Genomic DNA, 12,998 nt, shown 5'->3' with positions numbered 1-12,998 from the left:
GCGGCTGAAAGCCGCCCGCCGCATCACGCCGATCAGCGGCGCAGGCGCTCGATCGACTGGGCGAGTGCGACGTAGAGCTTGCCCATGTCCGACGACAGCATCGTCACCGCCAGCGAATTGCCCTCTCGCGTGGCGAGGAGGTTGCGCAGCATCGCTTCGAAGTCGTGGATGTAGCGATTGACGTGTTCGCGGAACTCCGGCTCGCGCTCGTAGTGATCGACGACTTGGCGCGTCTCGCCCGAATCGAGCAGGCGCACCGCGCGGCGGGTGAAGATGCCGCGTTCGCCGCGCAGGTAGGCCTGCCACGCGCTGTCGCTGACTTCGGCGGACAGCACCTTGTCGATGTCGATCGCCGTCGAATTGAGCGATTCGGTGATCTGCGACACCCGCTTGGCGAAATGCTCGTCGATGTCCTCCTCGGCGCGGCGCTTGGCCGAATGGATGCGCGCCTCGAGGTGGCTGGTGATCTCGTCCACCCGGCCCAGCTGCGCGTGCAGTTCCGCCGCCGCTGCCTTGGCCGCGGCCGTCGCCCGCCCGACCGTGGCGTCCAGGCCCTCGAGCGCGTCGTGGGTGCTTTCCTGCAGCGCCTTGGTGACGACGATCCCGCTTTCGCGCGCCAGCTTGTCCGCGATGGCACGGACCGCGTCGGATGAGGTGCCCTCGATATTGGCGACCGCCTCGCGGCTCGCTTCCGACAGGCGAGCGATGGCACCACCAAGGGTCGCTTCCGCGGCCGAGGCCATCGCCTCGCTGTCGGCGCGGGCCTGCGCCAGCGTTTCGCGCAAGTCCGCCAGTTGCCGGGCGTGGGCCGATCCGCGATCTTGCAGCGTTTCGTGCAGGGCGTCGAGTTCGGCGAGCGCGGTCTTCGTGGTTTCGCGCGTGGCGTCCATGGCATGGCCCAGGGCCTCGCCACGGTCGCCTGCCTCGCCGAGCAGGCTGCGCAGGCCTTCGATGCGGGCGCTGACTCCGCCGAGCCGGTCCTCGGCCTCGGCCATCGCGCCCGGCAGGGCTTCGCGCGTGTGGCGGGCGCTCGCCTCGATCAGTTCGAGCAAGCGCACCGAACTGTCGGTCAGCGACAGGATCGCCTTGTCCGTGCCGTCGAGCGCCTCGCGGCTCGCCAGCAGCTTGGCCGAGAGGTTGCCCAGGCCGTTGACGATCGAGTCCTCTGCGGCGCGGCTTTGGGTCGAGACCGCCTCCATCCGCTCGCCGTACTCGCCAAGCCGCACAGCGATCGCCTCGGCATGGCGGCCGAGTGCGGCGCTGGCTTCAAGGTGGCGCTGCCGGCGCTGTTCGAATTCGGAATCGTAGGCGGCGAGCAGGCCATGCAGCTGCCCCGTCATCGCCCGTCCGGCTTCCTCGTGCTTCTCGCGCCGTTCGGTCAGTTGCCGGTCCAGCGCGGCCAGTTCGTCGGTATAGGCGGCGGCCAGATCGCGCGCGCCCTGGCGGCTGTTCAGGCGGCGCCGCTCGATCTCGCTGTCGAGCGCGGCGAGGCCAGTGCGCAGGCTTTCCGACATGACCGAGGCGGATTGCAGGCCGCGCTCGGCCCGGGTCTCGATCTGGCTGTCGAGCGCGCGCAGCGCCTCGGCAACGCCGTCGGCCATCGCCTTGCCTGCCGCTTCGCCGCGACCGACGCGTTCCTGGATCTGCTGATCTAGCGTCGCAAGAGCGGCGGAAATGCGTTCGGCAAGGGCGAGGCTGCGTTCTTCGCCGCGTAGGGTGCGCGCCTCGACGTCGGCGTCGAAGCGAGCCAGCACCTCGCCAATCGCGGCGCTGACCGCGCGGGCGGTTTCTTCGCTGCGGCGGGCACGGTCGCCCATGCCTTCGTCCAGCGTCGCGAAACTCGTCGCGAGTTCCTCGACAAGGGCACGGCTGGCCTGGGCACCACGCACGCGGCGCGCCTCGATCTCGCTGTCCAGCCCGGCGATGAGCATGGTGAGCCGTTCGGCAAGGCCGCGGTTGGCATCCTCGCTCTTGGCGAGCCTAGCCTCGATCTCGGCGTCCAGCGCCTCGCTCTGGCGGCGCAGGTCGTTGTGGAGCCGGCTGATTTCCGCCGAAAGGGCGGCGATGCGGGCACCGGCGGCGTCGAGTGCCTCGCTCGATCCGCTGTCGAGCGTCTGGAACAGCGACGCGGCATCGCTGCGAAGGGTTGCGACCCGTCCGCGCCATGCGGCGAGCGCCGCGTCCTCGCCCTCGCGCATGCGATCGGTCAGATCCGCGGCGCAGCTGTCGATTTCGGCGAGCTGGTCGCGCAGCGAGCGCAGCGCGAAAGTCTCGGTCTCCGACAACCGTGCGCGGCTGGTTTCCAGCAACGCCTCCAGCTCGTCGGCGCGCGAGCGGACCGCGGCCAGCGCGGCGATTTCCTGCTCGTCCATCCGTTCGCGCAGACTGGCGCTTTCGGCCTCCAGCGCGGCGAAGCGGTCCTGCGCGATCTGGCCGAGCTGGTCGGCGGCGCGGGTGAAGCGGTCGAGTACGTCGTTGACGCGCGCCTGCATGGCATCGACTTTCAGCGTGCTCGCCTCACCGGCTTGGCCGATACGGGCAAAACCTGCCGAGAGACGTTCAAGCTGCGCGTCGGCGCCCTGGCCCGCCTGGCCGATGTTGTTGGTGAGGTCGCGGGTGGCGTTGGTGACGACGGGAAGCTGGTTGCGCAGCTTCTCCATGTTTTCGAGCGCGGCGGTGCTGACGGTCTGCAACTGGTCGACCCGCTCGGAATTGTCGGCGACCAGCGATTCGAGCTTGCGCGCGCTGTCGCCCAGCCGTTCGCTGGCGATGCGGCCCAGCGCTTCCAAGTCACGGCCCTGAGCGATGATGAACTCCCGGGCGATGGACAGCTCCGAATTGACCCGGCTCAACCGTTCCTCGAGCGAGCGCGATTCGGCGCGCAGCGTTGCCGCCGCATCGCCGAAGCGCGTCGCCTCGACCCGGCTGTTGCGCATCGCCAGCATCCACAACGCGACGACGAGGACCGCAGGCATCGACCATTGGGCGAGGAGGGCAGTGCCCTCCGCCGGGGTCGATCCGCCGAGGATCTCGCCCTCGCGGGCCCAGACGAAGAAGGCCGTCCACGCCGCCAGCGCCAGCGCGCCAAGAGTCGGCACCAGCCAGCCGAGATCGCGCCCGCGCGGTTCATCGACCTCGTACCATTCCTCGACCGCTTCGCCATGCTCTGCCGCGGTGTCGATGGTCACGCCCTCCGCCTCGGCTGCGCCGTCTGCTTCCTGACCCCCAAAGGGTACGATATTCCGCCGTCTTGTCATGCCCGGATGACTAACACCGAATGAATCTCCTCGCACGTTCCAATTGGGCGAAACCGCGTCTTTTCCCCTGGGCCGTCCCCGACAATCCCGCGGTTTTGCCGGGGTGCCGCCGGCCACCTTGCGCTCCGCCGCGCGGCGATCCATGAACCGGGGGATTGCGAACGGGGTCTGCCGGGGGAGCGGGCCCGATTTCGGGGGCCTGACGAGAGTTGCGGATTGCCGTCCTGTCGATGCTGGAACCGCTTGCCGCGGACGGGTTGATGACCCGTGCCGCCGTTCGCGTGAACGGCGAAGCGGTGGTGGAGCAGCAGCTTGCGCTTGCCGTGGCGGCGGGGGCGAAGCGCCTGCTCCTGCTGGCGGACCGGCGAACCGTCGGGCTGGACGAGGTGGTCGAAACGGCGCGCGATGCCGGGCTCGAGACGCGGATCATCGCCGACGCGCCGGGGCTTTGCGCAGAAGTGACGGCTGCAGACGAATTGCTGGTTTTCGGCGATGCGCTCCTGACCGACCCTGTCTTGGCGTTGCCGATGCTGGCCGCGCCGGGTATCGCGACACTGCCGGTCGAAGCAGGGCTTGCCGCGGGGTTCGAGCGTATCGATGCCGAAACGGCATGGGGCGGGGTGCTCGTCATTCCCGGTGCCCTTGCCGAACGCCTGCGGCAGTTGCCGCGCGATTGCGACGTCGCGTCCTCGCTGCTGCGCATTGCGCTGATGGCGGGCGTCGTCACCCGCGGGGTCGACGCCGGGGCGTTGGCGGACTTGCGCTGGACGATCGTGCGCAGCCACGCCGACGGGCAGGCGATCGAAATGCAGCGCCTGCGTCGCAGCCTGGCGGAGGCAAAAGCGCGGGCGCCGGGTCGTGCTCTGGCGGGATTTGCCGTGTCCCGCCTCGCCAACCGGCTTTTCGAGGCGGACCGATCCCCCGCTCTGGTCTGGCTGGGCGCGCTGCTGCCTGCGGCCGCGGCCATCGCGCTGGCCGCGTTTTCGCTCTACATCGCGGCCTTCTTCGCGATCGCGCTGACTTGGCTGACGGTGCGCGGCGCCATGATCCTCGACGCCGCCGATCGGCAGGGACGGATCGCCTCCGCCTTGCCGGATCGCAGGCCCGATGCAGCGCTTCTGGGCATCGACCTGCTGTTGCTGGCGGTCCTCGCGCTGGCCCTCGGCGCCGGTGCGCAAGGGCAGATCCTGCCCTGGTTCCAGTCCGTGACGTTCGTCTGCATGGCGAGAATCGGCGGGGCGGCTTTCCCTTGGACAAACCTGCGGCCCTTCTTCGAAGACCGGTTCTCGCAGGCGATCATCCTGCAAATTGCCCTATTCCTGGACGTTTTGGGCCCGACGGTCATGGTTATGGCCATGCTGGTGATGATCGTCTGGACGGCGCACCAGACATTGGGCAGGCTTCGCAGCGGGCACTAACGCGCCTTTAACCATGGGGCCGTTACAGCGTTGACGTATGGGTGAACTCGAAAAAGCCACGGGCCTACAGTCTGTCATGCGCGTCGAGCTGAAGCGCGGCGACCGGGTGCTGAGCGCACGCGGCGTCGTTCTGCGCCAGTTGATTGCGACCGACGACCGCTCGATGTTCTCCGACGCGATCGTTTCACGCGTGCGCGCCATGGCCGAGGATCTTGCCCGGCAGGTCGGCTATCGCCTTGCCGTCGCGGCGGGGGAGCGGGACGCGCGCGCCTGGGCCAACTCGATCGCCGACCCGCTCGCCGGTGCCCTGATCGACGAGCCGACGATAGTCGATCACCTTCATTCGGTGGCCCTGGAATGGCAGCTGACCGAATCGATGCAGCGTCGCGCCGGGGTCGATCCCTCGCTTTCGCCGCTGCTGCAGGCGCTGATCGGCGCCGATGATCCGACGAGTTCCTCGCTGGCGATGGACTTGCTGACATCGCAGGCGGCGTTTGCCCGGCATCAGCAACGCATGAGCCTGCCGGTCATCGAACTGCCGGCCGAAGTGCTGTTCTCGGTGCTCGAAACCCTGCGCCACGCGGTTGCCGGCGATCTCGCCTTCGAGGCACACGCGCGCAATGCCGAACATGCCATCCGCGAGGCCTACGACGAATCGCAGTGCCGCATATCGCTGGCCAACCGGCTGGTCGCCGCCTTGGGGGCCGGGGCCTTTGCCGCGCTGTCGATCACCCACGCCGGCGTTGCCGTCTTCCTTTCGGCCCTCGCGGCGGCGACTGGCGACAACCGCGACACCGTGGCTGTCGCCACCAGCGAGAGCCAGTTGGCGCGGCTCGCCCTGTCGCTGCGGGCGGCAGGCCTGTCGAACGCGGAGATCGAGCGCGAATTCTACGCGATCCATCCCGACATCACCCTTCCCGACGGTTTCGGGCGGCTGCAGGGCGGCGACGCCCGCGCGCTGCTCACCGGCCAGGGCGTGGCCGACGATGGCCGGGGCTGACGCGATCGTCGACGATGCGGCGCTGGAGCCGCTGGTCGCGCGCAGCGATATGGCCGACCGGCTGATTTCCGCCGATGTGCCGCTGGCCCGTCTGCAACGCGCCTGCGGCGGCGAGATTCCCGGTCTGATCGCCGCGCCAGACCTGCTCGAACTCGTCCGCAAGGCGCGCGGTTTCGGCATGCGCCTCGGCCGACCGCTGGCGATGCGCCATGCGCAAGGGCGGCTGGAGGGCTGGGCCGAGGTCGTGCCCGATGCCGAGGGCTGCACCATCCGGCTTTCCGATTGGCACGCGATTGAGAGCGAGGCCGCGCCCACCTCGCTTCCGGACGAGGAGACACGGCTCGCGGTCGAGAACCTGCTGGCCGAGGCGATGATCTGGCTGGACGAGGGCCAGCGCGTACTTGCCTGCGAAACCCAGGCGCCCGATCTCGCGGTCCTGAGCCAGCGGGTGATCGGGCATCGCGGCGCGCACTGGACCACGCTGTTCGACTTCGGCAATAGCGACGATGTCCCGGCGGTCTGGCAGGCGCGGCGCGGCGCAAAGCTGGCCATAGAAGGCTCGACCCGGCCCTGGCACCTGTTGCTGACCTCGGGCAGCGGCGGCTTCCGGCTGCTGCTGCGCCCGCTCGCCGATTTCGGCGAGGACGAGGATGGCGAGGCGGATCTCCTGCCGCCCAACCTGTTGCGCGACGAACTGGGGCCGGCGATGCACGGCCCGGTCCGCCGCATCATCCGCCAGGCCGAGGCGATCCGCGACCGGATGGCCGGGCCGCTGCCTCGCGAATACCGCGAATATGCGCAGGATATCGTACGCGCGGGCAAGCACTTGCGCGAACTGGCCGACGAACTGGGCGATGCCGAAGCGATCGAGCACGGCATCATGGAGATCGCAGTCGAACCGGTGCGGATCTCGGAAATCGTCGATAGCGCCTGCCGCATCCTGCAGGGACGGGCCGATGCGCGCCGGATTACCCTGATGGCGGAGCAGACCGCGCTGGTCGCGATGGTCGACCGGCGCCGGACCCTGCAGATCCTGCTCAACATCGTCGGCAACGCGATCGATTACGGCCCGGCCGATTCGACCGTCAGCGTCACGACCGGCCAGATCGGAGACATGGCCGAACTGCGGGTCGAGGACGAAGGCCACGCGCTCTCGCCGGAAGACCGCATCCGCATCTTCGACAAGTTCGAACGACTGGGCCGCAGCGGCGATTCGGGATCGGGCCTCGGCCTCTACATCGCGCTGATGCTGGCGCGGGCGATGGGCGGCACGGTGGAGGCGCAGGCAGCGGAAGGCGGCGGCAATTCGTTCCGCATCACGTTGCCGCTGGCCTGAAGGCAATCAGCGCATTTTGCGCTGAGCGATCCACAGCAACAGTACGCCCGCGGCCGCCGCGATCACGCCGTAGGCGGCCCATTGCTTCTGATCCAGCATGAAGCTTTCGGCTGGCCACATGACGAGGCCCAGGCCCTGCAGCGTCCACAGTCCTCCCGAAAGGAAAAGGGCGACGCCGAGGACCTGAATCAGAAACCTCGGCATCGCCCATTCCTTTCAATTCATGCGCCGGTCAGCGTTCGCTGAGCGGCACATAGTCGCGCGCGGTGGGCCCGGTGTAAAGCTGGCGCGGACGACCGATGCGCTGGCCGGGATCGGAGATCATCTCGTTCCACTGCGCGACCCAGCCGACGGTGCGGGCAAGGGCGAAGAGGGCGGTGAACATCGTGGTCGGGAAGCCGATCGCCGAAAGGATCACGCCCGAATAGAAGTCGACATTGGGGAAGAGCTTCTTTTCGATGAAGTAATCGTCGTTGAGCGCCATCTCCTCGAGCCGCAGGGCGACTTCGAAGACCGGGTCGGTGACCTTGAGCGCGTCGAACACCTCGCGGACGGTCTTCTGCATGACGGTCGCGCGCGGATCGTAGTTCTTGTAGACGCGATGGCCGAAACCCATCAGGCGGAACGGGTCGTTCTTGTCCTTCGCCCGCTCGATATAGTGCGGGATCTTGTCGGGCGTGCCGATCTCGTGGAGCATATTGAGCGCGGCCTCGTTGGCGCCGCCATGCGCCGGCCCCCACAGACAGGCGATGCCCGCCGCGATGCAGGCGAACGGGTTCGCGCCCGATGAACCGGCGAGCCGGACGGTCGAGGTCGAGGCGTTCTGCTCGTGATCGGCGTGGAGGATGAAGATCCGGTCCATCGCCTTCTCGACCGCCGGGATCACCTCGTACTCTTCCGCCGGCACCCCGAAGGTCATGCGCAGGAAGTTGCCGGTGTAGCTCAGCGAGTTGTCCGGATAGAGGAAGGGCTGACCCACCGAATACTTGTAGGCCATCGCCGCGATCGTCGGCATCTTGGCGATCAGGCGGTGGCTGCTGATCTTGCGATGCATCGGATCGGCAATGTCGGTGCTGTCGTGATAGAATGCGGAAAGCGCGCCGACCACGCCGCACATGATCGCCATCGGGTGGGCGTCACGGCGGAAACCCTGATAGAAGCCGCGCAGCTGGTCGTGCAGCATGGTATGGCGGGTGATCGTATAGTTGAAGTTTTCGTATTCCTCACGGCTCGGCAGTTCGCCGTTGAGGAGGAGATAGGCGACCTCCATGAAGCTCGACTGCTCGGCCAGCTGGCCGATGGGGTAGCCGCGGTGGAGCAGGATGCCTTCTTCGCCGTCGATGTAGGTCAGGCCCGAATCGCAGCTGGCGGTGGACGTGAAGCCGGGGTCGTAGGTGAACATCCCGGTCTTGGCGTAGAGCTTGCCGATGTCGATCACGTCGGGACCGATCGTCCCGCTCTTCATCGGGAAGTCGTAGTCACTGCCGCCGGCAGCCAGATGGGCCATGTTATCCGCCACTTGGGTTCCCTCCATTCACAGATTGGCAGGCGCGCCAGCCGCTGCCACGCCGCTCGCCTGCGCGGCAATGCGCGCCAGGCTCTCGTCGCGGCCCAGCAGGACCAGCACGTCGAAGATTCCAGGGGATGTCGCCTGGCCGGTCAGCGCCGCGCGCAGCGGCTGCGCCAGCTTGCCCAGACCCAGTTCGCGCGCCTCGGCCATCGCCTTCATCCGCTCTTCCAGCGGTTCGGCGAGCCATTGGGGCGCGTCGTTCAGCTCGGCATGGATGTCAGCCAGCAGCGCGCGGGCCTCGTCGGTCAGCAGCGCGGCGGCCTTTTCGTCCAACGGCAAGGGGCGTCCACGGAACAGGAACAGCGCGCCGGCGGCCAGTTCGTCCAGGTTCTTGGCCCGCGCTTTCAGCGAAGGCATCGCCGCGATCAGCAGGTCGCGGTGGCGCACGGGGTCGAACTGCGGCACCAGGGCGGCAATGCGCGGGGCGGCAAGGTCGGCGAGGCGCGCGTCGTCGGCGTCGCGCATGTAGAGGCCGTTCATGTTGGCCAACTTCTTGAAGTCGAAGCGCGACGGGCTCTTGCCCACGGCGGGAAGGTCGAACAGGGCGACTGCTTCGTCGCGGGTGAAGATCTCCTGGTCGCCGTGGCCCCAGCCCAGGCGCAGCAGGTAGTTGGCCACCGCTTCCGGCAAGAGACCGAGTTCGTCGCGATAGGCATCGACACCCATCGCGCCGTGCCGCTTGGAAAGCTTGGCCCCGTCCGCGCCGTGGATCAGCGGGATGTGGGCGTAAACCGGCTCCTCCCAGCCGCCTTCGATGTCCTGCATCGCGCGGTAGATCGGCAGCTGGCGGAAGGCATTGTTGAGGTGGTCGTCACCGCGGATCACGTGAGTCACGCCCATATCGTGATCGTCGACGACGACGGCCAGCATGTAAGTCGGCGTGCCGTCCGACCGCAGCAGGATGTAGTCGTCGATCTCGACGTTCCTGACGGTGACGGCACCCTGCACGGCATCCTCGATCGTCGTCTCGCCGTCGGTCGGGGTCTTGAGGCGGACGACGTAGGGGGCGCCTTCAGGCGCCTCGGCCGGATCCCGGTCGCGCCAGCGGCCATCGTAGCGCAGCGGCTTCTTGTTCGCGCGCTGTTCGGCGCGCATGGCCTCCAGCTCTTCTGCCGTGGCGAAGCACTTGTAGGCATGCCCGCCGACGAGCAGCTTGTGGGCCACCTCAGCATGACGATCGGCCCGCCGCGACTGGAAAACCGGCTCTCCGTCGAAATCGATGCCGAGCCAGTCCAGGCCGTCGATGATCGCGTCGATCGCCGCGTCGGTCGAACGGGCCTTGTCGGTATCCTCGATGCGCAAAAGCGCCTTGCCCCCGTGGTGGCGCGCAAAGAGCCAGTTGAACAGCGCGGTGCGGGCGCCGCCGATGTGAAGGAAGCCGGTGGGAGAAGGGGCGAACCGGGTGACAACCTGTCGACCGGCGCCGTCCGCACCATTGCCAACCGTTGCCGAACCGCTTGCCATTGTCCCACGTTTCCTTTCAATAACAGGGTCGAAGGGTCGCAGGCGGGGACAGCAGGACATGACGGACAATGTCGCTGTTCCGGCCCGGGAGGCAGGACCAGCAGGCCCTGCATCACCTTCGCGGTTGCGGCAATGGGGAAGCTTGCGCCATTTGTCCAGCCCGACTTGCTGGCAGGACGCGCTCGCGGCACGACCTTTCGAGCGCATGGCCTGGCTTGCCGTCGCGTTGCTGTGCGGCATTGGCGCGTGGTTCGCCCTGCCTTCGCCTGCAGAATGGTTTATTTTCATTGGCTTGTGTGGGGCTTTTGCCAGCGTTTCGATGATCTGGTGGGATCGTGAAGACCTCGCGCTTTTGCGAGGTGCCGTCGCCGGGGTCGCGCTGATGGCGGTGGCAGGTCTCCTGCTCATCTGGGCACGGTCCGAAGCAGTGGGCACGCCGGCCATAGGCAGGCCCATCGTCGGCGAATACGCGTTCCGCGTTCTGGCGCGGGAGGAAACCGGAAGACTGGACAGGCCGCTTCGCGTGCTGATCGCAGCCCGCATTGCCGGACCGCAATCGATCCGCGCAAGGATCAGCGTCGACAAGGCATACGCGCGTCCCGATCTCGTCGTCGGCGCGTCCGGGACGGCCAAGATGCGGCTGATCGCGCCGTCCCGCCCGGTGGTGCCCGGCGCCTACGACCCTGCTCGCGCCGCCTGGTTCGATGGCGTCGCGGCGGTCGGGTCCTTCCTCGGTGCGCCGGACATGCGCGGGCATCCGGGCAGGGCTGAACAACCGGGCTTTCGCGAGCGGCTGGGGGGCTGGGTTTCCCGGCGCACCGTCGCGATGGGTGGCAGCGAAGCGGCGGCCGCGATTGCCGAGACGCTGGTCACCGGCAACCGCACCGGCCTGTCGGACGAGGATACGCAGGCGATGCGCGACGCGGGGCTGGCGCATCTCCTCTCGATCAGCGGACTCCATGTCGGCGCGGTCATCGCCGTCGTGTGGTTCGTCGCGATGCGCGGGCTGGGGCTGTTCCCATGGCTGGCCTTGCGTCTGCCGCTGCCGTTGGTCGCCTCGTTGCTCTCCGCCGGGGCGGGGATCGGCTATACGCTGTTGACCGGAGCGGAACTGCCGACGATCCGGGCCTGCATCGCCGCGATCCTCGTTCTCCTGGCCCTGGCGCTAGGGCGGCGGGCCTTATCGCTTCGGCTCATCGCGGTGGCCGCGATCACGGTACTGCTCTTCTGGCCGGAAGCGGCGATCTCGCCCAGTTTCCAGATGAGCTTCGCCGCTGTCGTCGCGATCGTCGCACTGCACAACGCAGGGCCGGTCGAGCGCTGGCGCGAGCGGGGGCGAACCAGCGGTCCGATCATGAAATGGGGGACATGGCTCGGCCTTCTTTTCCTGACCGCGATTGTGGTCGAACTGACCCTGATGCCGCTGGTCCTGTTCCATTTCCAACGGACAGGCGTCTACGGATCGCTCGTCAACCTCGTCGCCATTCCGCTGACGACCGTGGTCATCATGCCCGCGATCGGTCTGGCCATGCTGCTCGATGCAGCAGGCTTGGGCGCAGCCGCCTGGTGGGCGGGCGGGATGGCGATCGATGTGATGCTCGGTCTGGCCCGCTTCGCTGCGTCGCGGCCGGGAGCGGTGATCGTCACCTCGCTCATCCCGCTGTGGCCCATCGTCCTGTGCTGCGTCGGTGGCTTCTGGCTGGCGCTGTGGTCGGGCCGCGCTCGCCTGCTCGGGACTGTCCCCTACGGACTTGGGCTGACCGGGATCGCGATGGCCCCGCCACCGGACGTGCTGATCGCGGGGGACGGGCGGCAGGTCGTGGTGACAGAGGGGGGCGATGCCTATCGAGCCAAGGCCGAGACCCGGTTTGACGACAAGGCGCTGTTCGAGATGGCAGGCACGCCTGAGGCAAGGATACGACACCTTGCCGACCGCCCGGAAACGTCGTGCGCCGAGGGGCCGTGCACATTTGCGCTGATGTCGCCAGAAGGGCCGGTGAGGCTCATCTATGTGCGCGGAGCCGCTGCCTCCCGCACCGTCGGACTGTCGCGCCTGTGCGGGCAAGTGGCGATCGCGATTTCGCCCGACATGCTGCCCGATGACTGCCGACCGACGTGGCTGCGCCTCGACGAACGCGAACTTGCCCGACAGGGAGGCGCGATTATCGATATCGATGAGCGCGTAGTGCGCCGTGCCCGTCCCGACGGGGACCGGCACGGCTGGTAGCGAGTTTCAGTGGTAGCGGCGCAGCAGGCCCGCGAGCCTGCCCTGCACTTCCACTTCGTCAGGGCCATAGACTTGCGGCGAGTAGGCGGCATTGGCCGGATCGAGCCTGAGCATCCCGTTTTCCCGGTGCAGGTACTTGAGGGTTGCTTCCTCCCCGCGCACGAGGGCAACGATGATCTCGCCGTCGCGGGCCGTGTTCGTCTTGCGGATCAAGGCGAAATCGCCGTCGAAAATACCGGCCTCGACCATCGAGTCGCCCGAAACTTCCAGCGCGTAGTGCTCCCCCGCGCCGAGCAAGGCGGCGGGAACGGGGAGGATCTGCCCGTCTTCCAGTGCTTCGATCGGCGCGCCCGCGGCGATGCGGCCGTGCAGCGGGATCTCGATCACGTCGTTGGCCGCCTCGCGAAGCGGTGCGGGCTTCGCCTTCGCCAGTTCCACCACTTTTGCCGAAGCAGGGCGCCCCGCGGTCACATCGTCGGGCTGTCGCAGGATTTCGAGCGCGCGGGCGCGATTGGGAAGGCGACGGATGAAGCCGCGTTCCTCCAGCGCGGAGATAAGGCGATGCACGCCCGACTTCGACTTGAGGTCGAGCGCGTCCTTCATCTCTTCGAAAGAAGGCGAAATGCCTGACTCTTCGAGCCGGCGCTGAATGAACTGAAGCAGTTCGTGCTGCTTGCGGGTGAGCATGACCGATGTTCCCTATTCGCCGTTCCTTTGCGAACGAAC

9 protein-coding genes are annotated in these 12,998 nt (G+C 67.8%); 4 read left to right on the top strand and 5 right to left on the bottom strand.

Translation table 11 applies throughout. The features are described from left to right. Positions 1-32 precede the first annotated feature (32 nt). Entirely contained in the window at positions 33-3,188 is a 3,156-nt protein-coding gene (locus tag J2X37_RS12560) for a hypothetical protein (RefSeq protein WP_310021784.1), read from the bottom strand. A 299-nt stretch (positions 3,189-3,487) separates the two neighbouring features. Between J2X37_RS12560 and J2X37_RS12555 the strand changes: the two genes are divergently transcribed. The 3 genes from J2X37_RS12555 to J2X37_RS12545 all read left to right on the top strand — a co-directional run bounded on the left by J2X37_RS12555 (position 3,488) and on the right by J2X37_RS12545 (position 7,011). Beyond that, complete coding sequence (locus J2X37_RS12555; protein WP_310021781.1) at positions 3,488-4,675, top strand: hypothetical protein; 1,188 nt, start codon at positions 3,488-3,490, stop codon at positions 4,673-4,675. A 76-nt stretch (positions 4,676-4,751) separates the two neighbouring features. After that, a complete protein-coding gene (locus J2X37_RS12550) occupies positions 4,752-5,675 on the top strand; it encodes a hypothetical protein (RefSeq protein WP_310021779.1) in 924 nt (307 codons plus the stop codon). Next, positions 5,662-7,011 carry a HAMP domain-containing sensor histidine kinase gene (locus J2X37_RS12545; RefSeq protein ID WP_310021777.1) on the top strand — a complete coding sequence of 450 codons (1,350 nt, stop codon included), beginning with the start codon at positions 5,662-5,664 and terminating at the stop codon, positions 7,009-7,011. The genes J2X37_RS12550 and J2X37_RS12545 overlap by 14 nt, the downstream gene beginning before the upstream one ends. A gap of 6 nt (positions 7,012-7,017) precedes the next feature. On the opposite strand, the gene J2X37_RS12540 is transcribed toward J2X37_RS12545, so the two are convergent. Genes J2X37_RS12540 through gltX form a run of 3 tightly spaced genes read right to left on the bottom strand, consistent with a single transcriptional unit; the run spans position 7,018 to position 10,045 of the window. Next, positions 7,018-7,215 carry a hypothetical protein gene (locus J2X37_RS12540; RefSeq protein ID WP_310021775.1) on the bottom strand — a complete coding sequence of 66 codons (198 nt, stop codon included), beginning with the start codon at positions 7,213-7,215 and terminating at the stop codon, positions 7,018-7,020. Between the two features lie 28 nt (positions 7,216-7,243). Then, complete coding sequence (locus J2X37_RS12535; RefSeq protein ID WP_310021773.1) at positions 7,244-8,518, bottom strand: citrate synthase; 1,275 nt, start codon at positions 8,516-8,518, stop codon at positions 7,244-7,246. A 27-nt stretch (positions 8,519-8,545) separates the two neighbouring features. Further along, positions 8,546-10,045, bottom strand: coding sequence for a glutamate--tRNA ligase (gltX, locus tag J2X37_RS12530; RefSeq protein ID WP_310021771.1), 1,500 nt, complete (start codon positions 10,043-10,045; stop codon positions 8,546-8,548). A 319-nt stretch (positions 10,046-10,364) separates the two neighbouring features. On the opposite strand from gltX, the gene J2X37_RS12525 reads away from it, so the two are divergent. After that, complete coding sequence (locus J2X37_RS12525; protein WP_310021768.1) at positions 10,365-12,272, top strand: ComEC/Rec2 family competence protein; 1,908 nt, start codon at positions 10,365-10,367, stop codon at positions 12,270-12,272. Positions 12,273-12,278: 6 nt separating this feature from the next. Here the strand turns inward: J2X37_RS12525 and lexA are convergent, their stop codons facing one another. Beyond that, positions 12,279-12,959 carry a transcriptional repressor LexA gene (lexA, locus tag J2X37_RS12520; protein ID WP_310021766.1) on the bottom strand — a complete coding sequence of 227 codons (681 nt, stop codon included), beginning with the start codon at positions 12,957-12,959 and terminating at the stop codon, positions 12,279-12,281. Positions 12,960-12,998 lie beyond the last annotated feature (39 nt).

Origin of the sequence: Croceicoccus sp. BE223, from assembly GCF_031457155.1 — a bacterium.
Classification (GTDB): Bacteria; Pseudomonadota; Alphaproteobacteria; order Sphingomonadales; family Sphingomonadaceae; genus Croceicoccus.
This window is presented reverse-complemented; position numbering and strand designations above follow the sequence as displayed.